We start from the raw sequence: 21,827 nt of genomic DNA on the forward strand, positions 1-21,827 counted from the left end.
CGGTGCCGGTGGAGGTCGTGGGCACCCCGACCGAGCCCGGCGGGGCTCAAGCAGTGAAGCTGCGCGGGCCACCCCTCAAGACCGTCCTTGGAGCTTCGCGGACTCGGAGCGGGCCAGTGCCAGTCGGCCGTAGAGCCGCTTGCCGGGGCATTCCGTGGCGAAGCCGTCCCGGTGGCCCGAGATCACGTTCATCGAAACGTTTCTGCCCTTGGGGAACTTGTTGCCGCCGCCCGACTTCAGCACCGTCTTCCCGCGCGGGTCCGCATTGAACAGGCCCAGCTTCCACGCCGTCAGTTCCGCCACCGCCTCCACCGCCTCCACCGGCGGCTCCGAAGAGGTGAAGGTGCCCAGTACGGCGATCCCCATGCTGTTTCCGTTGAAGCCCATCGTGTGCGCCCCGAGCACCGGCTTCGCGATGCCGCCTGCCCGACCCTCGTACACGTTGCCGCACTTGTCGACGGCGAAGTTGTAGCCGATGTCCCGCCAACCGCTGCTCACCACGTGGTACCGGTACAGACTGCGGAGCACCGCCGGGGCGTCCTTGCAGTCGTAGTTGTTGCCGGACGCGCTGTGGTGCACGAACGCCGCCTTCACCGACTGCGTGTAGACGAATCCGGCCTCGCGCAGGGATTCGTCCGCGCCCCACCCCCTCCGCGTGATGATCTTCGGGCGCGGTCCGATGTACGGGCGGGCCGCCGCCTCCAGCGCACCCCTGCTCGCGAAGACCGCGTCGGCGGTGGCGTCCGCCTTGTTGAGCTCCGTGATCTCGCTCGCCCCGAGCGGCGCGTGCGGCACGTTGGCCAGCGAGGACTCCGCCATCGCCATGGTCATGCCCGAGGCCGCACCAGGCCTGGCCTTGCCGTCACCGTTGCCACTGCCCTCCCCCTCCCCCTCCCCCTCGCCCTCGCCCGCGCCCTCGCCCGCTCCGGGCAGGGAGCCGTTCTTGTCGTCGCCGGAGGGAGCCCGTACCTCGCCCGGGTCGACCAGTTCGATCCGCATGCCCGTCGGCAGGCTGGACAGCGTACGGACGCCCGACTCCGCCTGGACCCGGACCTCGATCCCGTCCGACCGGCCCACCCACAGCGGGGCGGTGCTGCCGCGCACCCGGCCCGAGGAGCGCTCCGCACCGTCCGGGTCCGCCGCGTGTTCGCTGTTGTGGGTCTCCACGTCCTGCCAGTCGGACCAGAGTCCGTCGGCGACCGAGCGGGTGCGCACCTGGACCCGCCCGAAGAGCTCCGTGCCCGCGTCGTCCCAGACGACGCCGACCATCGAGAAGGTCTTGACCTCGCGGGCGGACAGGCCCTGCGCCTCGGGCACGCGGGGCGAGGCGCTCATGCCGGGGACTCCGGTCGCCCGGCCCCGCTCCGGCCCCAGCGGGACCAGCGGCAGCGACTGGGTCGACCCGGCTGGGCCCACGGGAGCGGCGGACTCGGCCAGGGCGGGGGTGGGGAGCGCGAGCGGGAGGGCCAGTGCGGCCGCGGTCGCCACGCCGATCGAGGAAGCAAGGAATCCACGCATGTGAAAGATCGTGGGCCCGGTCCGCGACACCTGCCAGCGGGAACTGACGGGCCGTCGGCGCGCCGGGCGACCGCGCTCCCCCGGACGGCTCAGGCCCGAGTCCGCCGGACGGGCGAGGCCCCCCGACTACCCTGGGGCGGGTGAACGCCACTGACCGCACCCCTGCCGACCTGCTGCGATCCGCCCTGGCCGCGGACCCCGGCCGCCCGCTCGTCACCTTCTACGACGACGCCACGGGCGAGCGGGTCGAATTGTCCGTCGCCACCTTCGCCAATTGGGTGGCCAAGACCGCGAACCTGCTCCAGGGCGACCTGGGCGCCGGCCCGGGAGACCGGCTGGCGCTGCTGCTCCCCGCCCACTGGCAGACAGCGGTCTGGCTGGTCGCCGCCGCGTCCGTCGGCGTGGTGGTCGAGCCCGGCGGCGATCCGGCCGACGCCGACCTGGTGGTGAGCGGTCCGGACACCCTGGACGCGGCCGCCGCCTGCGGCGGTGAGCGGGTGGCGCTGGCGCTGCGGCCGCTGGGCGGACGGTTCCCGCAGCCGCCGGCCGGGTTCCTGGACTACGCGGTGGAGGTTCCCGGACAGGGCGACCGGTTCGCCCCCTTCGTCCCGGTGGACCCGGATGCCGCCGGACTGGTCGTGGACGGCGTCGAACTGTCGTACGCGCGGCTGGTCGAGCGGGCCCGCGAGGACGCGGCGAAGCTCGGGCTCGGCGAGGGCTCCCGGATGCTGTCCGGGCTCCCGTACGACGGCTGGGAAGGGCTCTCGGCAGGGCTGTTCGCGCCGCTGGCGACGGGCGGCTCGGTGGTGCTGTGCCGGAACCTGGACCGGCTGTCGGGGGAGGGCCTGGCCCAGCGCCGCGAGAGCGAGCGGGTCACCCACACCGCGGAATAGCCCGCGGACAGGGCCCCACAACGGGACCCCGGATGGGACCCACGACGGAACCCACAACAGGACCCCGGAGGGAGAGGGAACCCACAACGGGCCCACGACGGGCCCCACGACGGGCCCCAAGACGGACCCCAAGACGGACCCCCGGAGGCCCCCCGAAGACCCCCTGTCACCTGCGGCATCATCCACCTTGTCACCCGTTCGGCGGAGTCCACACCCCCGCCCCCGGGCCGCACAGCCGTCCCCGGGTCATGCTCGGCGAAGGGTGTGTCTCACGGACCGGGTCCCGACCGGCCGGGCTCGACCAAGGTCGGACGCGGCCAGGCCCGCCGAGCCAGACCAGACCAGGCCGGTCCCGGCCCCGTCGGGTCCGGTCCGTGAGCGGCACCCGGCGGCCGCACCCGTACGTACGGCCGCCGGCGACGCGTGAGGGGACGGACGCGAGTGACGGACAGCGCGGGCATACCCGGCGGCACCGCAGCGGCCGGGGGCGGACCGAAGCCCCCGAGCCGTCGGCGCCGGCTGCTGCGCCGGATCGGGCTCGGGACGGTCCTGCTCGTGCTGGCCGGGACGGCCACCGGCTGGTGGCTCTACTCCAAGCTCGACGCGAACATCACCGAGGACTCCTCCGCCATCGCCGAGCTCAAACGCTACGAGCGGGAGCGCCCGGCGCGCACCTCCGGCGACGCCCAGAACATCCTCCTCATCGGCTCGGACTCGCGGGCCGGCCCCGGCAACGCCCGGTACGGGCTCGACGGGGGCCGGGACCGCACCACCGAGCGTTCGGACACCACGATCCTGCTGCACCTGGCGGCGAACCGGCGCAGTGCCACGGCCGTGTCGGTGCCCCGGGACCTGATGACCGTCGTCCCGAGCTGCGGGAGGCCCGACGGGAGCCGCAGCGCCGAGCAGTACGCCCAGTTCAACTGGGCCTTCGAGTGGGGCGGGGCGGCCTGCACCATCCGTACCGTCGAGCGGCTGACCGGGATCCGGGTGGACCACCACATGGTGGTGGACTTCCGCGGGTTCAAGAAGATGGTGGAGGCGGTCGGCGGGGTGGAGATCTGCCTCAAGCAACCGATCGACGACGTCGAGGCGAAGCTGCGGCTGCCGGCCGGCCGGCAGACCCTGCGCGGAGAGCAGGCGCTCGGCTTCGTGCGCGCCCGCTACAGCCTGGGCAACGGCAGCGACACCGAGCGGATGCAGCGCCAGCAGCAGTTCCTGGGCTCGCTGGTGAAGAAGGTGCAGAGCAACGGGGTGCTGCTGAACCCGGCCCGGCTCTACCCGCTGCTCGACGCGGCGACCCGGTCGGTCACCACGGACCCGGGACTGGCCTCGCTGCGCGGCCTGTACGAACTCGTCCGCAACATGCGGGACATACCCACCGACAAGGTGCAGTTCCTGACAGTCCCCCGACACCCTTACCCCAACAACCCGAACCGGGATGAACTCCTCGAACCGGACGCTTCACGGCTGTTCCGGGAACTGCGCGCGGACCGGCCGCTGACGCTCACCCCGCCCGCGGCCGAGGAGGAGCGGACCGACCGGCCGGAAGGACGGGGCCCGTCGGAGGGAACCACCGGGTCCCCTTCACCCGTCCCCATGTTTACGGGGACCACGGCCGGGGCCGCGTCCTGCAGGTGACCGGCCGGTAAAGCAATCCCAAAAGGCGCCGTCCGAACCGAGCTTCTTAACCGGAATGCCCCGTTATAAGGTGCGTGGAATTTGTCACCGGCGTGGTTCGGCACGGAAGCGGCCGGATATGGTGAGCGACCCGGTGCCACCGACGGAGGATTCGACTGACCGTGGATGCACAAGGCCGTGGGCGGGCGGACGAAATCGATCCCGCAGACCAGTGGGTCCTCAACCCCCGCACCGGCAACTACGAACTGCGACTGGACCATTCCGCACCGCAGCAGCGCTCACCTCTGAGCGCCCCGCGCAGCGGATCGCGAGGCGACTCCCGCAGCGGATCGCGAGGCGATTCCCGCAGCGGATCCCGAGGCGATTCCCGCAGCGCGCAGGCCTCCCCGCAGGGACGCTCACGCCGGGCCCCATCGGCCCCCGGTGACGCTCCCGGCGCGGCCTCCCCCGCCGTCCCCGGCCCGCGCCGCGGCGACCTGGCGTCCGGGGGCGGTGGCCGGCGCGGCAACCGCAAGCGCGGCAAGGCGGACAAGCCGGGCAAGGGCGGCCGGAAGAAGGCGCTGGTCGTCACCGGTGGCGCGCTGGCCTTCCTGCTGGTCGCGGGTTCGGTCGGCGGCTACCTGTACTACCAGCACCTGAACTCCAACCTCGTCGTCATCGACACGGCGGGCGCGGGCACCGGCGGGTTCAAGAAGGACCAGCCGATCAACATCCTGGTGCTCGGCACCGACAAGCGCACCGGCGCCGGCAACGAGGGCTACGGGGACAAGAACAGCGCGGGCCACGCCGACACCACGATCCTGTTCCACGTGTCCAAGGACCGGACCAACGCGACCGCGGTGTCCATCCCCCGCGACCTGATCACGGACATCCCGGACTGCCCGACGAAGCAGACGGACGGCTCGATAAAGACCGTTCCCGGCGAGAAGGGCGTCCGCTTCAACACCAGCCTCGGCCAGGGCGGCCGCGATCCGGGCTGCACCATGCGCACGGTCACGAAGCTCACCGGCATCCCGATCGACCACTTCATGATGGCCGACTTCAACGCGGTCAAGTCCCTGAGCACGGCGGTCGGCGGTGTCCCGGTCTGTCTGGCCAAGCCGGTCGACGACCCGAAGTCCAAGCTGAAGCTGTCGCAGGGCGAGCACAAGCTGCAGGGCGAGCAGGCGCTGGCCTTCGTCCGCACCCGGCACGCCTTCGGCAACGAGAGCGACCTGGACCGGATCAAGACCCAGCAGCAGTTCCTCGGGTCGATGATGCGCCAGATGAAGTCCCAGGACACGCTGTCCAGTCCGAAGAAGTTCTTCTCCATGGCGGAGGCCATGACGAAGGCGCTGGCCGTGGACTCGGGCATCGGATCGATCGGCAAACTCACGGCACTGGCCAGTGAGCTGAAGGGCGTCAACCCCAAGAACGTCACGTTCACCACCCTGCCCGTGCTGGACAACCCGGCCGAGAAGATCAAGGCGACGGTGGTGGTGAGCGAGTCCAAGGCCGAGCCGCTGTTGTCGATGATCCGTGAGGACGTCTCGCTCACCGAGGTGGAGCAGCAGAAGAAGGCGGAGAAGGACGCGGCCAAGGACCGGCAGGAGGCGCTGCTCGAAGGCAACCGCGCGCAGCCCTCCGACGTACGGGTCGCGGTGTTCAACGGCGGCGGTCCCGGGGGCTCCGCCTCCACCACCCTGGCCTGGCTGCAGAACGGCAAGGGCGTCCTGAAGGCCAGCAACCAGGGCAACGCGCCCGCGAAGCTGCCGAAGACGACCCTGGAGTACGCGCCCAACCAGGCCGATCAGGCTCGGGCGCTGGCGGACATGATGGGTCTGCCGGCCACCGCGCTGGTGATCGGCACTGCGGACGCGGCGCCGAAGACCCCGATGAAGCTCACCCTGGGGGCGGACTTCAAGGGAGCGGGCATCCCGCTGACGGCACCGGAGAAGGCGCCGGACGACATCCAGCGCGTCGAGGCGGACAAGGTCGTCTGTGCCAAATGACGTCCGGTGACGGCTCAATGAAGGCTCAATGCGGGCTCGTCGCCTGACGAACCGGCATCATTCCTGAGATCCCTGATGCGTCAGGTCCTTTTCATGGGGGGTTTTGCGTGAGGCACAGCAACGTGCGGGGGGAGGGTGCGCCCTCCCGGCCCGCCGGCGGCACGGCCGGCGGGTCCGGCGCACCCGGAGAGCCCGGCGCGATACCCCGGCCCCGGGGCGGCGGGGGCGCCGGCCCGGCCCGTCCCGGGCGGCCCCGCCGCCGGCGGGTGCTGCGCTGGGTGTCGTCCGTCCTGGCCCTGCTGATACTCGGCACGGCCGGCGCCGGATACCTCTACTACCGCTACCTCAACGACAGCATCCGCACGGACGCGCTGAACCTCGGCGACAACAAGCTGGGCGGCTCCCGGCCCAACGCCTTCGGGCAGACCCCGCTGAACATCCTCCTGATCGGCTCCGACGCCCGGGACGGGGACGAGAACAAGTCCCTGGGCGGGGGTAAGGACACCTTCGACGGCCCGCCGCTCGCGGACGTGCAGATGCTCCTGCACCTGTCCGCCGACCGCAGCAACATGTCGGTCGTCTCCATGCCGCGCGACACCCTGCTGAAGATGCCCAAGTGCACCGAGACCAACGGCAAGGTGCACCCCGCCAGCCGCGGGCTCGTGCAGACCAACGAGTCCCTCAGCCGGGGCGGCCCGGGCTGCACCGTGGCTGTCTGGCAGGAGCTCACCAAGATCCCGATCGATCACTTCATGATGATCGACTTCAAGGGCGTGGTGTCGATGGCGGACGCCATTGGCGGCGTCCCGGTCTGCGTCCAGCAGAACGTCCACTCGCTCACCAAGGACGGCAAGGGCTCCGGCCTGAAGCTCCAAAGGGGCACCACCCAGATCCAGGGCGAGCAGGCCCTCCAGTGGCTGCGCACCCGCTACGGCTTCGAGGACGGCACCGACATCGGCCGCACCCACGCCCAGCACATGTACATGAACGCGCTGGCCCGCGAGTTCCGCAAGAACGCCAAGCTCAGCAATCCGGTCAAGCTGAACAGCCTGGCGCAGGCGGCCATCAAGGCCATGGTCGTGGACGAGGGCCTGGACAAGATCGACAAGCTGTACGACCTGAGCATGGAGCTCAAGAAGGTCCCCACCGGCCGGATCACCATGACCACCATGCCGTGGATCCCGAGCCCCCAGGACGGGAACCGGGTGGAGCCCAAGCCCGGCGAGGCAGAGGCGCTGTTCCGGATGGTCCGCGAGGACATCGCGCTCGACGGCAAGGGCGCTCAGCCCTCCCCGGCCGCGTCGCCCACCGCTCCGGCGTCCACCACCGCTCCCGGTACGTCGGCCACCCCGGTCCCCGGATCGACGGCCTCGGGGGCTCCGCTGCCGCCGCCCTCCTCGGACCCGGCCGCCGCCCCCAACCGGATCCCGATCATGGTGCGCAACGCCACCGCCGGGAAGACGAACCCGCAGCCCAGCGTCAGGATGCGCGCCAACGACATCGTCACGCTGCTCGCCCGCAAGGGCTACACCCGGGCGATGGCCGACAAGCACGCCGCGGCCGAGGACACCACGGTCATCCGGTACGCCGGGCTGGACCAGGCCGGGGACGCCCTCTCGGTGGCGACCGCGCTGGGGCTGCCGCCGACCGCGGTGCAGCGGTCCACGGACGTCTCCGGGGTGACCCTGTTCGTCGGCAAGGACTGGCGTTCCGGTGACACCGTCGCCCTGCCGCCGCCGCCCCCGTCCAAGGCCCCGGATTCGGCGCGCGCCCTCAACGGCGACGACGAGTCGGCCTGCATGGCGATCCAGCCGGGATTCACCTGGTAGCGGCCGCCCGATCACGCGAAGGGGGCCCGGCGGAGAGATTCCGCCGGGCCCCCTTCGCGTGTCCGTGGACGCCGGTGTGCCGGGCTACCAGCCCGCGGGCCGGTCCTGCGGGGGCTGCTGCTGCCCCGCGTACGGGTCCTGCCGCTGCCCCGCGTACGGGTCCTGCTGCGCCGGCTGGTCCTGGTACGGCTGCTGCGGCTGTCCCGGGTACGGCTGCTGCCCGTAGGGCTGCTGGGGCGCGTACGCGTGCTGCTGCGGGGCGTATGGCTGCTGCGCCTGGTACGGCCCGGGGTCGTACGCCTGCTGCGGGGACGCGTACGGCTCCTGTTGCGGGGGCGCGTACGGCTCCTGCTGCGGCGCGTACTGGTGCTGCGCCTCGTACGACTGCGACTGCGGCTGCGGCGGGTACTGCGCCTGCTGCTGACCGTACGACGGCTGCTGCGGCTGCTGCGGCGCCTGCTGCCCGTACGGCCGGTCGGCCGGCTGCGCGGCCGGCGGCGGCGCGTGCACCGTCGGGCGGCGCGAGGCGATGACCTTGCGCGCCAGCGATCGCGGGCTGGTCAGGAAGCCCCAGCCCCAGGACATGTGCATGGTCGCCAGGGCCACCGGGATCCGCAGGCGGGCCCCCCAGGAGAGACCCTTGCCGGCCGGCACCGAGCCCGCGGTGATCGCCGCCAGGTAGCCGCCGGGAATCACGAAGGCCCACGGCGTCAGCAGCGCGCCCGCGACCAGGCCCGCCGCGATCGCGCAGACGGCGACCGGCGGGGCCAGGTAGCGCAGGTTGATCGAACCGGCGTGGTAGCGGGCCACCACGTGCCGCCAGCGCCCGTAGTCCTTGTACTGCTTGGCCAGCGCCCGCACCGAAGGCCTCGGCCGGTACTGCACCTTCAGCTCCGGCGAGAACCAGATCAGCCCGCCGGCCTCGCGGATGCGGAAGTTCAGCTCCCAGTCCTGGGCGCGGATGAACTCCACGTTGTACCCGCCCTGCTGCTCCAGCGCCTCGCGCCGGAAGACCCCGAGGTAGACGGTCTCCGCCGGGCCCGCCTGGCCGCCGGTGTGGAAGGCCGCGTTGCCCACGCCGATCTTCGAGGTCATGGCCGCGGCGACGGCGTCCTCCCAGGCGTTCTCGCCCTCGGCGTGCATGATGCCGCCGACGTTCTGCGCGCCGGTCTCGGCGAGCAGCCGCACCGCGGTCGCGATGTAGTTCGGCGAGAGCATGCCGTGGCCGTCGACGCGTACCACGATCGGGTGGCGTGAGGCCCCGATCGCCGCGTTGAGGGCGGCCGGGGTACGGCCGGTCGGGTTCGGCACGGTGTGGACGCGCGGGTCCTCGCGTACGAGCTCGGCGGCGATTTCGTCGGTACGGTCCGTGGACGGGCCGAGGGCGATCACCACCTCCATCTCGCCGTCGTACTGCTGCCCCAGGATGTGCCGGACGGAGTCGCGGAGGTAACGCTCCTCGTTGAGCACCGGCATGATCACCGAGACTGCGGGCTGCTGCTGGGTGCGCATGGGGTCCTTCGAAGGGGGTCGGGGTCGATGCCACGTTACCGCGTACGGGGGAAACCGGTGCGCGCCGTCCCTGCCCTGCCGGCTGCCGCCGATCGTATGGGCCTACTGTTCTGACGAATCGATCACACCCCGCGGAGGTGTCCCTCGTGCCCCAGCCGCCGCACCGACCCCGCAGGCGCTCCGCCCCTCCCCGGCGCGCCCGGCGCGGGGCAGGCCGCGGGGACCGGCCGCGCTGGGGGCTGCGGCTGGCCGGTGCGTTGTCGGTCGTCGTCCTGGGCTGCGGGGCGGTCGGGCACGCGGTGATGACGGGCCTGGACACCGGGATCGAGCGGGTGGACCCCTTCAAGGACATGAAGAACCGCCCCCGGGCCGGGCACGGGACGAACGTGCTGCTGGTCGGCACCGACGGCCGGGAGAAGATCACCCAGGAGGAACGGCGCGCGTACCGGCTGGGCGGGGCGCCCTGCCACTGCACCGACACGATCATGCTGGTGCACATCTCGGCCGACCGGGAGCGGGCGAGCGTGATCAGCCTCCCCCGCGACAGCTACGCCGAGGTACCCGCCCACCGCGACCTGCTGACCGGCAAGGACCACCGGGCGCACCCGGTGAAGCTGAACGCCGCGTACGCCGAGGGCGGGCCGCAGCTGACCGTGCGGACCGTGGAGCACATGACCCGCGTCAAGATCGACCACTATCTGGAGGTCGACTTCACCAGCTTCATGAAGACGGTGGACGCGATGGGCGGGGTGGACATCTGCACCGCCAAGGCCATGCGGGACCCCAACACGGGACTGGAGCTCCTCCCCGGCACGCACCGGCTCACCGGCGGCCAGGCGCTGCAGTACGTACGGTCGCGGCACGTCGACGGGGCCTCGGACCTGGGCCGGATGCAGCGCCAGCAGCGTTTCCTGGCGGCCCTGATCAAACAGGCGACCAGCGGCGGGGTGCTGCTGAACCCGGTGAAGTTCAAGCAGGTCAGCTCCACCCTGCTGGGGTCGGTGCGGGCGGACCGGGGTTTCGGCTCGCAGCAGATGCTGGCGCTGGGGCAGGCGATGCGCGATTTCACGCCGGCCTCGTCGGAGTTCACCTCGGTGCCGATCGGCAACGCCTCGTACCCGGTCAAGGGGATCGGTTCGACGGTGAAGTGGGACGAGCCCAAGGCCGCCGAACTGTTCCGGGCACTGCGCGAGGACCGGCCGCTGGCGCCGGCCCGGCCGGCCGCCGGCCGGAGCCGCGGGCCGGCCGCGGTCCCGGTGGACGTGGCTCCGCAGCAGATCCGGGTGCAGGTGGAGAACGGCACCCGGATCGACGGCCTGGGCGGCCGGGTGGACGCGGCCCTGCGGGCCACCGGCTTCAACACCACCCGGACCCCGGGCAACGCGGCCAGCCGCGAGGTCAGGCGCACGGTGGTGGCGTACGACCCCCGCTGGGACCGTTCGGCCCGCACCCTGGCGACGGCCCTGCCCGGCTGCGAGCTGCGCGCGGTGCGCGGCCAGGGCCGGACCCTGCTGGTGACCGCGGGATCGGACTTCCGGAAGGTCGTTCCGGTCCGCGCGGAGGACCCGTACCAGGGCGAGTTCGGCGTGGTGACGGGCGACCAGGTGGTCTGCGGCAGCCAATAGGCCGCGGGACCCGGCCCGTTCGGTCGGGGCCGTCGGTCAGGTGTCCAGGCCCTCGGCGGCGCGCCGCTCGCGGAGCTCCCTGATCGCACGGCGGCGGGCCAGTCGGTGGGTGCGCCGGATCTGGGCCTCCTGCCAGCGGCGCTTGTCCCGGTCGGTCTCCGGGATCACGGGCGGTACCTGCCGCGGCTTGCCCTCGGCGTCCACGGCGGCGAACACCAGGTAGGCGCTGCCGACCTGGGTGGCGGGGGTGGACTCGTTCCAGCGCTCGGCGAGGACCCGGACGCCGATCTCCATCGAGGACCGGCCGGTCCAGTTGCACTGGGCCTTCACGTGCACCAGGTCCCCGACCCGGACCGGCTCCAGGAACACCATCTCGTCCATGGAAGCGGTGACCGCCGGGCCGCCCGAGTGACGGCCGGCGACGGCACCCGCGGCGTCGTCCACCAGCTTCATGATCACGCCGCCGTGCACCGTGCCGAGGAGGTTGGTGTCGTTGCCGGTCATGATGTGGCTGAGCGTGGTGCGCGAGGCGGAGGTCGGCTTGCCCTTGAGCTCGCCCGGTATGTCTGTCATACGAGAACCATAGATCCGTCGCGGATGCATCAGCTGTGCAACAGCACCGGTACGAACCCCCACCCGCCCTGTCGGGCGCCCCCCGCTGCCAGGCATTCTTGTCCGCATGAATGACTGGCCCAGAGGGTGGAACGACGGCCGCGACGGCGGCCAGGACGAGCGGTACGGACGCGGAAGCGCGGGGGCGCAGCCCGAGGGGGCCCGCCGGATGCCGCACGTCCAGCGCCGTCCTCAGCCGCAGGCGCAGCCGCCGCGTCCCGGCGTACCGCCCCAGGGCCAGGGCCAGGGCAGGCAGTCCCAGGGCTACGGCGTCCCGCCGCAGCAGGCGCAGTCCCACGACACCTTCGGCGGCTACGACAGCGGCTACAACACCGGCCAGGTGTACGGCAGCCCCTCGGGCGGACGCCCCGGCGGTCCCGGCGGTCCCGGCATTCCGGGGCAGGGGCCGGGGCCGGGCGGTCCCGGCGGCCCGCGCCGTCCCGGCGCGGCTCCCGACTGGCGCAGGCGGATCAAGATCGGCTCGATCGTCCTGGTCTCGGCGCTGCTGGTGACCACGGTCGGCACCTACTTCTGGGCGGACGGCAAGGTGCGCCGCGAGGTGGACCTCTCCAAGGTGATCGAGCGTCCGAAGGACGACGACTGCACCACGTACCTGATCGTGGGATCGGACAGCCGCGAGGGCATGAGCCAGGAGGAGAAGAAGCGCCTCCACACCGGTTCGGCCGACGGCAAGCGGACCGACTCGATGATGATCCTCGCCGCATGCTCCGGCGGGACCTCGATGATCTCCCTGCCGCGTGACTCGGACGTGGAGATCCCCTCCTTCGTCGGGTCGGAGTCCGGCAAGAAGTACGAGGCGAAGGGCCAGCGGACCAAGCTGAACGCGGCGTACGCGATGGACGGCCCGGAGCTGCTGGTCCGTACCGTCGAGCACAACACCGGCCTGCACATCGACCACTACGCGGAGATCGGCTTCGCCGGGTTCGCGGGCATCGTCGACGCCCTCGGCGGGGTCGAGCTGGACATCGAGAAGGGCTTCAAGGACGAGAAGTCGGGCGCCGACTTCCAGGCCGGCAAGCAGACCCTCAACGGCGAGCAGTCCCTGGCGTTCGTACGGACCCGGTACGCCTTCGCCGAGTCGGACCTGGCGCGGACGAAGAACCAGCAGAAGTTCCTGGCGGCGCTGGCGAGCCAGGCGGCGACGCCGGGCACGATCATGAATCCGTTCAAGCTGTACCCGGTGATGGGTGCCGGTCTGGACACCCTGATCGTGGACGAGGACATGTCGCTGTTCGACCTGGGCGAGATGTTCTTCGCGATGAAGGGCATCACCGGGGGCGGCGGCACCTCGATCAACATGCCGGTCTCCGGCAGCCGCGGCGGCAACCTGGTCTGGGACAAGGCGAAGGTGCAGCAGCTGGTGAAGCAGATCCAGAACGACGAGAAGGTGACCGTGACCAGCCAGTGACGGGAGCGTCCCGGCGCCGGTGCCCGGCCCCCGTGACCTCCCTCACGGGGACCGGGCACCGATTGGACTTTCACATGGCCGGTTGATCAGACTGTCCAGCTGTCACGCGTCGGGGCCATCTGGAGTGCTCATGCCATTGTCCGCCTCCCTGCAGGCCGTCCCGGCCGGCACGCCGGAGTCCCCTTCTCCTGCCGCCGGGGTACCCCGTCCGCCCGCCGCCCGGCCGCGTCTGCGGGTCCTGGACGGCCTGCGCTTCATGGCCGCGCTGATGGTCGTGGTGTTCCACTACGCGGGCGACCGCATCTGGGGCGACACCGCGGCGACCTTCCCCGTGCTCGGGGTGGTGGCGCCCTACGGCTGGCTCGGCGTCCAGCTGTTTTTCATGATCAGCGGCTTCGTCATCTGCATGTCCGCATGGGGCAAGTCCCTGGGCGCATACGTGCGCAGTCGGGTGATCCGGCTGATGCCCGCGTACTGGTTCTGCGTACTGGCGACCTCCGCCGTCCTGCTGCTGCTCCCGACCGTGCTGACCGGCCGGGACGCGGTCACACCGAGCCGCATCCTGACCAACCTGACGATGCTGGAGGACCCGCTCAAGGTCGGTGAGATCGACCCGTCCTACTGGACCCTCTGGGCCGAGATGCGGTTCTACCTGATCTTCGCCGTCGTGGCCTGGGCCGGTCTGACGTACCGCCGGGTGCTCACCTTCTGCTGGGTGTGGACCATCGCCGCACTGCTCGCCCCGACGGCCGGCATACCGCTGCTCGACACCCTCGCCAACTCCGGCTCGGCGCCCCTGTTCATCTCCGGCATCGCGTTCTACCTGATCCGCCGGGAGGGGCCGCGCTACACCGAACCGTGGGCCCTGCTGGCCCTGTCCTGGCTGCTGATGCAGCATCACATGATCGGCACGGTCGGCGTCTACAGCCACGGCCCGGAGAAGCTCTCCTGGACGGTGTGCGTCGCGGTCGTCACCGCCTTCTATGCGCTGATGGCCGCGGTGGCCCTCGGGTGGCTGGACCGCATCGACTGGGCGTGGCTGCCGGCCGCCGGCGCCATCTCGTACCCGCTGTACCTGATCCACCAGCAGCTCGGCGTCACCGTCTTCGAACGGCTTAAGGACGAGGTGGCACCCTGGGCGCTGCTGCTGTCGGTCATCGCCGGCGTGGTACTGCTCGGCTGGCTGATCCAGCGGTACGTGGAACGGCCCGGCAGCCGGCTGGTCCGCCGTCTGCTGGACCGCCGTCCCGGGAAGATCTGACCGCCAGGCCCTCCCCCGTTGTGTCATGGGCGGTTGCGCCCTTGTGTCACGGCCGGTCAGCGCCGGGGTCAGCCCGCCACCCGGAGCAGGAGCTGGCCCGTCGGGCCCTTCTCGGTCAGGCGCACCGCCGGATCGGTGGCGAGGAGGCCGCCCTGGTTCTGCCACTGAATGATCCACTTCACCTTGTAGCGGTGCAGGATGTCCAGGCGCTCCTGGCGCGGGGTGTCCGGCGCGAAGTAGCGCTTGGTGGCCTCGACGCGTTCCTTCTCGTCCGGCAGGAAGAAGTCCGGGTAGCCAGGGTCGACGGTGTACACGCCATACGCGGGGAGGGTCTGCGCGGTGTTCTGGGGGGTCATCACCACATCGCCGTACGCGGTGTGGCGGGTCATCCAGCGGTGTCCGCCCCACGCCTGCCAGGCGTTCTCGGTGACTGCCGCGGGCAGCGCATCCTTGCGGATGACGAAACCGAGCGCATCGTTCTGTGCCCACGCGCCGGCCACCAGGGCGGCGCTCACCACTGCGGCGAACAGGGCGCGGAGCGCCTTGGCGCCGCCCTGGACCACGGCGAGCGCGGCGGCGATCTGCGCGGGCATGGCGACGGCCGGTTCGGCTCGGCCCCAGGACCACTTGTCCAGAATCTCGCCCCCCACGACCATGGCCAGGGCCAGCAGGAACCAGATGACCAGCGGGTCGCGGCGGTCCCGCCACCAGCGCAGCGCCAGCGCCGCCACGCCGATCAGGACGAACGCCCACTTGCCCCACAGTTCGTCGTAAAGGCCGAGGTGGATCTCCTCCAGTCCGGTGACCCCGAACAGGGAGAAGTAGGAGTAGTACGGCCAGGCGGCGAGCAGCGCCAGTCCGGCAGCCAGGGCGGCGCCCAGGCGCATCCAGATCTGCCGGCCGGGCCAGGGCCGGACCCCGCCGAGCACGCCCAGGGCACCGAAGGTCATGACCACGCCGGTGAACTGGTGGCACAGCATGACGAACGCCCACATCACGCCGAGGCCCAGGGCGGCCGCCCATCCCGGCGCCGGGCGCCGGTGCAGCGCCTTGGTCAGCAGGGCCAGGAAGTGGAAGCCGAAGCCGGTGGCGAAGGTGCTCGGGTACGAGATGTTCAGGCTGAGCGAGGTGAAGCCCAGGAACCCGCTCCAGACGAAGAACTGCGGACCCCAGAGGAACAGCAGGCACAGCACGGCCAGCGGCGGGGCGGCCCGGTGCCGGCTGAGGAGGCGGGTGAAGTGCCATACCCCGGTGAGGAGAAGGGTGAGGCCGACGACCGCGCCGAGTCTCAGCACACCGAAGGTGCCGACGCCGGTGAGCTTGGCGACGAGGGCGAGCAGCACCATCCAGGGCGAATAGTACGGGCTGGCAGTGTCCGCGTCGACCATCGGGTTGCCCGGGTCGAGCAGGTCGTGCCGCAGGCGTTCGAGAGTGGCGGCGTGAACGCCCAGGTCACCGATCCACGGCAACTTGACGATCATCAGCACCAGCAGGGTGGTGACCAGCAGCACGGTTCCGTGCAGTACGGCGACCGCCCGGCCCTGCCCGAAGGGGCTTCGCCGCCGGGGGGTGGCGGCGGGCGGGGCGGCGGCGGGGGCCGCCTCCGTCCGGCGATCGTCCTGACGGGTCAACGGCTCGAGAGCGCGTGTCAATTCGGGTGTCCCCCGGTCGGTCTTCATGGCGTGGGTCTACGTCCCGCCATGGTCAGCGGGCGCGGGCGCGGAGCTTCCACGGCATGGCGATGGACTCCAGCTGGACCGCCAGGTTCATCTTCGACTCGCCGACGGTGCGGTCCTCGAAGTGAATTGGCACCTCCATGACCCGGAACCTGCGGCGCAGGGCGGCGTACTTCATCTCCACCTGGAAGCTGTAGCCGGCGCTGTCGACGGAGGCCAGGTCGATCGCGCGCAGCGCGTCCGCGCTCCACAGATTGAAGCCGCCGGTGATGTCGCGGATCCGGGTGCCCAGGATGGTGCTCGCGTAGGCGTTGGCCCAGCGGGAGAGCAGCTTGCGGTGCGCGCCCCAGGCATCGGAGAGGGTGCCGCCGGGCACGTAGCGGCTGCCGACGACCAGGCCGGCGCCGGTGGACAGGGCCACGCCCAGCATCTCGGCTATCTTCCCGGCCGGGTGGGAGCCGTCCGCGTCCATCTGCAGGACGTAACGGGCGCCGTCCTCGATGGCCTTGGTCATGCCGGCGGTGTAGGCACGGCCCAGGCCGTCCTTGGCGGTGCGGTGCAGCACCGACATGCGCGCGGTGCCGTCCTCGGCGCGGTACTTCTTCGCAAGCTCCTCGGCGATCTTTCCGGTGCCGTCCGGGGAGGAGTCGTCGACGATGAGCAGGTGCAGCCCCGGCAGTTCCAGGCCCATGAGCAGCTCGGCCATGACGGGCACGTTCCCCGCCTCGTTGTACGTGGGCATCACCACGGTCAGCGGCGTGTGCGCCCACGTCTCGGGCAGCCGGGTGGTCGCGAGGTCCGTCGCGCGCGGGGAATCGTGCTCGCCAATCACAGGGTTGTGCCTCACTGAAGTCGGTCGTGAAGCGCGGGGCCTTCGGCCGGTGTCACCGGTCCGAGGAGAAGCGCAGGGCAGCAGCCGGCAGCTCTGCCTGGCACCACACCCGCACCCCCGCGCGAAGTTCGTTGTCAGCCCCCACCAGCGCGTCATCGCCGATGACCGCGCCGTCCAGCACGGTGCGCGGTCCGACGACGGCACGGGCACCGATCAGGCTGGCGCTCACGTGCGTGTCCGCGCCGAGGCGTGCGCCGTCCAGCACGATCGAGCCGTGGACGACGGCACCGGACTCGATCCGGGCACCAGCCCCCACAACGGTACCGCCCGTCAGTCGGGCGCCGTCGGCCACCTCGGCACCGGGCAGCACCAGGGCCTCGCCGCGCGGGCCGGGGACGGCGGGAGAGGCCACGACTCCGCGGACCAGGTCGGCGGATGCCTGGATGAAGGACTCGGGCTTGCCGAGATCGAGCCAGTAGGTGTCCTGGGTGACGCCGTGCAGGGTGGCGCCGGAGGCCAGCAGGCCGGGGAAGGTCTCGCGTTCCACGGAGACGGGCCGGCCGGCCGGGATGGAGTCGATCACCGAGCGGCGGAAGACGTAGCAACCCGCGTTGATCTGGTCGGTGACGATCTCCTCGGGGGTCTGCGGCTTCTCGGTGAAGGCCAGGACCCGGCCGTCGGCGTCGGTGGGGACCAGCCCGAAGGCGCGCGGGTCCTCGACGCGGACGAGGTGCAGGGAGACGTCGGCCTGCGCCGCTTGGTGGGCATCGACCAGGCCACGGATGTCGAGGCCGGTGAGGATGTCACCGTTGAAGACCAGGACGGGCTCTTCGGGGCCGCCGGTGAGGCGCTCGGCGGCGTTGCGGATTGCCCCGCCGGTGCCCAGGGGCTCGTCCTCGACCACGTACTCGAGGTGGACGCCGAAGACCGAACCGTCGCCGAAGTACGGCTCGAACACCTCGGCGAGGTAGCAGGTGGCCATGACGATGTGCGTGACACCGGCGTCGGCAGCGCGGGCTATCTGGTGAGCGAGGAAGGGCACGCCCGCGGCGGGGACCATCGGCTTCGGGGTGTTCACCGTCACCGGGCGTAGCCGGGTCCCCTGCCCACCGACGAGCAGGATCGCTTCCTTCATCTCTCTCCCTCATGAGGCCGAACCAGTTGCGCAGAGTCATCCTAAGGTTCGACGCATCCCGCCCCTGCCGCCGCCGTACAGCCTGGGCGTGCTATGGCGGCCATGGCCGAGGGCAGCGGATTCCGGGCATCGGGGAACTGGCGGGTGTCCGAGGGGGACAGTCGGGCCCGTACGGCGAGTGTGACACTGGTGCTCATCCCTCCCTCAGTACCCGGGCCCGGCACTGAGCCGGCCCCGGCTCGCGGATGTCCTCCGCAAACCAGGGCCGGCGGACCCGGAGCCGACTCGGCGGGTCAGGAACCGTTGGCGGTGCCGAACGGGACCCAGGCGCTCCAGGTGCCGTTGTCGTAGTTGCCGTCGCGCTCGAAGAGCTTGCCGTCCTTGTTCATGGCAAACATGTGCAGCTGGTTGCCGGTCATGGAGGCGGAGACCGCGATCAGGTCGCTGGTGTCGCTCCACGCGTACCACTGCGACCAGGTGGCCGTGTTGTAGTTGCCGTCCACGCTGTTGATCTTGCCGCCCTCGATGTCGAAGAGGTGCAGCTGGTTGTTTGCCACAGCAGAGGTCAGACCCTGCACGTTTCCTCGGTCCCACCGGCTCCAGGCCGACCAGGTGCCGTTGTCGTAGTCGCCGTCACGGGAGAAGAGGGTGCCGCCACCGCCGGCGGCGAAGAGCCGGACCTTGTTCCCGGTGGCAGAGGCCGTCAGCGAGACGATGCCGCTGGTGTCGGTCCAGGCGTACCACTGCGACCAAGTGCCGGTGTCGTAGTTGCCGTCCCGCTCGGAGATCTTCCCGTCCTGAACGATGAACAGGTGCAGTTGGTTACCGGTCATCGTCGCCGCCAGGGCCTGCACGTTGAACTTGTCCCAGGCGTACCAGTCGCTGGACACACCCGTCTTGTAGTTGATGTCACGACTGAACAGCTGACCGCCGCCGCCCACCGCGAACAGATGCACCGTGTCCCCGGTCGCCGCCGCCGTCACCGCCGTGATCGAGCTGCTCGGGATCGCCTTGGGCGCGCTCCACGACTTCGCCGTGTAGTCACCGTTGCGCTCGTAGATCGTACCGTTGGCACCGATCGCGTACAGGTGCACGGTGTTGCCCGTGCTCGCCTGAGCAATCCTGTTGCTCTGGCGGACCGCGGGGGCGGGCGTGGGCGGGTACGGGTCGGCGTTGTCGGCGCCCAGGCCCGCCTGAGGACCGCAATGCGGCCAGGCTCCCTCGCCCTGGCCGGCGAGCACCTTCTCACCTATGAGGATCTGCTGCTGCTTGGTGGCGAGGTCGGCGCGGGCGGCGTAGGCGCTGCCGCCGTACGCATTCCAGGTGGAGGCGGAGAACTGCAGGCCACCGTAGTAGCCATTGCCGGTGTTGATGCTCCAGTTGCCGCCGCTCTCGCACGCGGCGACCTTGTCCCAGGTGCTCACTGATGCAGCGCCGGCGGGCGTGATGTTGAGGAGGAGGGCGGAACCGGAGAGCAGGCTGGTGAGGACGGCCGTGGCGACGCGCTTGCGAATCATCCGTTGGGGCTCGTTTCTGAGAAGGACGCGTCTCGGCGCGTCGGCAAGGGGGGAGGGGCAGAGGCCGGGGCCCGGTGCGGGGGGATACACCGGGCCCCGGACGCTCGAGGCGGGTCAGGAACCGTTGGCGGTGCCGAACGGGACCCAGGCGCTCCAGGTGCCGTTGTCGTAGTTGCCGTCGCGCTCGAAGAGCTTGCCGTCCTTGTTCATGGCGAACATGTGCAGCTGGTTGCCGGTCATGGAGGCGGAGACCGCGATCAGGTCGCTGGTGTCGCTCCACGCGTACCACTGCGACCAGGTGGCCGTGTTGTAGTTGCCGTCCGCGCTGTTGATCTTGCCGCCCTCGATGTCGAAGAGGTGCAGCTGGTTGTTTGCCACAGTCGAGCCCAGCGCCTGGACCTTGTCGCGGTCCCACGTGTACCAGTCGGTCCAGGTCTTGGCGTCGTAGTCGCCATCACGGGAGAAGAGGGTGCCGCCACCGCCGGCCGCGAACAGGCGGACCTTGTTGCCCGTCGAGGACGCTGTGATGGACGTGATGTCGCTGGACTGCCAGGCGTACCACTGCGACCAGGTGCCGTTGTTGTAGTCACCGTCGCGCTCGTAGATCTTGCCGCCCTGGACGATGAACAGGTGCAGCTGGTTGTTGTCGGTGACCGTGGCCGTCAGTGCGTCCACGTTGAACTTGTCCCAGGCATACCAGTCGCTGGACACGCCGGTCTTGTAGTTGATGTCACGGCTGAACAGCTGACCGCCACCGCCGACCGCGAACAGGTGGACCGTGTCGCCGGTCGCCGCGGCCGTGACCGAGGTGATCGAGCTGCTCGGGATCGCCTCGGGCGCGCTCCACGACTTCGCCGTGTAGTCACCGTTGCGCTCGTAGATCGTACCGTTGGCACCGATCGCGTACAGGTGCACGGTGTTGCCCGTGGCCACCTGAGCGATCTTGTTGCCCTGGGACTTCTCGACCACCGGCGCCGGGCTGCTGTCGACACCACCCTTCGGGGAGACATATCCGGAGATCCTCTGGCCGCCGCGGTAGGAACCGATGGCGGACTTGAAGGGCTGGGAGGACTTCACCGTGGAGTACGCGGAACCGCCTCCGCCCTCGTTGCCGCCGATGGTCGTGATCGTTCCCTCCGCGGTGTTGACGGAGGTGACGATGGCGACGTGGTCGGCGTAGCCGGCGCCGTTGTAGTTGAAGAGGACCGCGTCGCCCACCCGAGGGCTCGACTTCACCGTGTTGTACTGACCGAAGCTGCCGGCCCCCGGGGTGAGGCCCTTGACGTCGACGCCGTTCTTGGCCCAGACCCACTTGGCGAAGTCCGCACACCACGCTTCCGGGTAACCGCCGTTGCCAGTGCAACTGGAGTAGAAGCCTCTTTCTCCGTAGCTGTTCGTGGAGCAGGCGGTCTCGCCGACGTTCGCCTTGGCGGTGGCGACGATGCTGGAGCCGACGCTCGCCGCGGCATTCGGGGCGCCCAGCAGCAGCATGCCGGGGGCGATGGCGGTAAGGGCGAGCGAGGTGGTCAGGGCACGGCGGACAAGCATGGTGGACACAGGGTTCTCCGTTTGCGGGCAAGAGGGGAAAAGTCGGGGCGCAGCAGGCGCGTCAGCCGACGTGTACATGACAGGCAATGCTTCTTCGGCGGTGCAGGAGCCGGCAATCCGGCGGGAGCCCAAAGGGGATCAGGGTGGGTCGGGGCAGATCAGTGGGGTCAGGGCAGCAGGACCATGTATCCCTGCGCCGCCAGCGGTAGACCAGCGCGGAGCAGCAGGGCCCGCATTCCGGGCGGCGGCTCGCCCACGCCGCCGTCGGCGCTCAGCAGGACAACGGCCTCGAAGCCGTCCGCAACCGGGCGGACCCGGATGTGCTCGACGCCGTCGTCCGGCCGGGCGTGGGCCCAGAGGAGGTCTTGAATCAGATCCGCCCGGGCGCGGCCCGGCTCCCCCTCGTGGACCGCGCCGACCAGCAGGGCGACGGCCATGTACACGGCGTCAGTCCCAGCCGAGACCGTTTGCGAGGGAGCCCCGGGCCGAGTCCCAGCCGAGATTGGCCTCGACGGCCACGGCGGCACCGGAGCGGGGCGCATCCCAGCCGAGTCCCGTCACGACAGCAGCTCCGGCGGTAGCGACCAGGACGGTCAGAGCGGCAGCGGAGAGGCGGGTGGACCGGAACATCAGAGGCTCCTTCGGTGATCACGGACGTGGGATCAACTCTGCTTTACCTCTGGGGTGTTGGCCTGGTTTCTGCCGCGCTCTCCCCTTCGGTGATCACCATCCTGTCCTCCGGCGCACCCCGGCAGAAGGATTTCGGGGTGGCATGAAGGTGCTGGCACGAAGGTGCCAGCACGCCGAG

The 21,827-nt window shown here is 70.8% G+C and carries 16 protein-coding genes and 1 pseudogene; 7 read left to right on the forward strand and 10 right to left on the reverse strand.

Annotated elements, in window-relative coordinates:
* Positions 1-75: 75 nt before the first annotated feature.
* Positions 76-1,518, reverse strand: coding sequence for a peptidoglycan recognition protein family protein (locus AC067U_RS12350; RefSeq protein WP_478829613.1), 1,443 nt, complete (start codon positions 1,516-1,518; stop codon positions 76-78).
* A 140-nt stretch (positions 1,519-1,658) separates the two neighbouring features.
* Between AC067U_RS12350 and AC067U_RS12355 the strand changes: the two genes are divergently transcribed.
* The 4 genes from AC067U_RS12355 (at position 1,659) to AC067U_RS12370 (ending at position 7,872) form a co-directional block, all read left to right on the forward strand.
* Positions 1,659-2,411 (forward strand): TIGR03089 family protein, encoded by a 753-nt coding sequence (locus AC067U_RS12355; RefSeq protein WP_478829614.1) that lies wholly within the window; start codon positions 1,659-1,661, stop codon positions 2,409-2,411.
* 441 nt (positions 2,412-2,852) lie between these two features.
* The gene (locus tag AC067U_RS12360) at positions 2,853-4,052 is read left to right on the forward strand and encodes an LCP family protein (protein WP_478829615.1); all 1,200 of its coding nucleotides are present in this window, start codon (positions 2,853-2,855) and stop codon (positions 4,050-4,052) included.
* Between the two features lie 161 nt (positions 4,053-4,213).
* Positions 4,214-6,043, forward strand: a complete 1,830-nt coding sequence (locus tag AC067U_RS12365) for an LCP family protein (RefSeq protein ID WP_478829616.1) — start codon at positions 4,214-4,216, stop codon at positions 6,041-6,043.
* 107 nt (positions 6,044-6,150) lie between these two features.
* Positions 6,151-7,872: an LCP family protein gene (locus AC067U_RS12370; RefSeq protein ID WP_478829617.1), complete on the forward strand. Its 1,722-nt coding sequence runs from the start codon at positions 6,151-6,153 to the stop codon at positions 7,870-7,872.
* Between the two features lie 489 nt (positions 7,873-8,361).
* On the opposite strand, the pseudogene AC067U_RS12375 reads toward AC067U_RS12370, so the two are convergent.
* Positions 8,362-9,384: pseudogene (locus AC067U_RS12375) on the reverse strand (glycosyltransferase family 2 protein); the annotation flags it as partial.
* A gap of 146 nt (positions 9,385-9,530) precedes the next feature.
* On the opposite strand from AC067U_RS12375, the gene AC067U_RS12380 reads away from it, so the two are divergent.
* Complete coding sequence (locus tag AC067U_RS12380; RefSeq protein ID WP_478829618.1) at positions 9,531-11,009, forward strand: LCP family protein; 1,479 nt, start codon at positions 9,531-9,533, stop codon at positions 11,007-11,009.
* A gap of 36 nt (positions 11,010-11,045) precedes the next feature.
* Here AC067U_RS12380 and AC067U_RS12385 read toward each other — a convergent pair whose 3' ends face one another.
* Positions 11,046-11,582: an acyl-CoA thioesterase gene (locus AC067U_RS12385; RefSeq protein WP_478829619.1), complete on the reverse strand. Its 537-nt coding sequence runs from the start codon at positions 11,580-11,582 to the stop codon at positions 11,046-11,048.
* A gap of 106 nt (positions 11,583-11,688) precedes the next feature.
* On the opposite strand from AC067U_RS12385, the gene AC067U_RS12390 reads away from it, so the two are divergent.
* Together AC067U_RS12390 and AC067U_RS12395 are read left to right on the forward strand one after the other, a co-directional pair.
* Complete coding sequence (locus tag AC067U_RS12390) at positions 11,689-13,050, forward strand: LCP family protein (protein WP_478829620.1); 1,362 nt, start codon at positions 11,689-11,691, stop codon at positions 13,048-13,050.
* A gap of 130 nt (positions 13,051-13,180) precedes the next feature.
* The gene (locus AC067U_RS12395; RefSeq protein ID WP_478829621.1) at positions 13,181-14,311 is read left to right on the forward strand and encodes an acyltransferase family protein; all 1,131 of its coding nucleotides are present in this window, start codon (positions 13,181-13,183) and stop codon (positions 14,309-14,311) included.
* Between the two features lie 68 nt (positions 14,312-14,379).
* Here AC067U_RS12395 and AC067U_RS12400 read toward each other — a convergent pair whose 3' ends face one another.
* The 7 genes from AC067U_RS12400 to AC067U_RS12430 all read right to left on the reverse strand — a co-directional run bounded on the left by AC067U_RS12400 (position 14,380) and on the right by AC067U_RS12430 (position 21,649).
* On the reverse strand, positions 14,380-15,963 hold the full coding sequence (locus AC067U_RS12400; protein WP_478829622.1) for a hypothetical protein: 1,584 nt from the start codon (positions 15,961-15,963) through the stop codon (positions 14,380-14,382).
* A gap of 52 nt (positions 15,964-16,015) precedes the next feature.
* On the reverse strand, positions 16,016-16,819 hold the full coding sequence (locus AC067U_RS12405) for a polyprenol monophosphomannose synthase (RefSeq protein WP_478829623.1): 804 nt from the start codon (positions 16,817-16,819) through the stop codon (positions 16,016-16,018).
* Positions 16,820-16,871: 52 nt separating this feature from the next.
* The gene (gene manB / locus AC067U_RS12410; protein ID WP_478829624.1) at positions 16,872-17,954 is read right to left on the reverse strand and encodes a mannose-1-phosphate guanylyltransferase; all 1,083 of its coding nucleotides are present in this window, start codon (positions 17,952-17,954) and stop codon (positions 16,872-16,874) included.
* A gap of 293 nt (positions 17,955-18,247) precedes the next feature.
* Positions 18,248-19,471: a transglycosylase family protein gene (locus AC067U_RS12415; RefSeq protein ID WP_478829625.1), complete on the reverse strand. Its 1,224-nt coding sequence runs from the start codon at positions 19,469-19,471 to the stop codon at positions 18,248-18,250.
* A gap of 114 nt (positions 19,472-19,585) precedes the next feature.
* A complete protein-coding gene (locus AC067U_RS12420; RefSeq protein ID WP_478830093.1) occupies positions 19,586-21,019 on the reverse strand; it encodes a CHAP domain-containing protein in 1,434 nt (477 codons plus the stop codon).
* A 167-nt stretch (positions 21,020-21,186) separates the two neighbouring features.
* Positions 21,187-21,456 carry a hypothetical protein gene (locus AC067U_RS12425; RefSeq protein ID WP_478829626.1) on the reverse strand — a complete coding sequence of 90 codons (270 nt, stop codon included), beginning with the start codon at positions 21,454-21,456 and terminating at the stop codon, positions 21,187-21,189.
* A 10-nt stretch (positions 21,457-21,466) separates the two neighbouring features.
* On the reverse strand, positions 21,467-21,649 hold the full coding sequence (locus AC067U_RS12430) for a hypothetical protein (protein WP_478829627.1): 183 nt from the start codon (positions 21,647-21,649) through the stop codon (positions 21,467-21,469).
* Between the last annotated feature and the right edge of the window lie 178 nt (positions 21,650-21,827).

Source organism: Streptomyces sp. NPDC043853 (assembly GCF_056436025.1).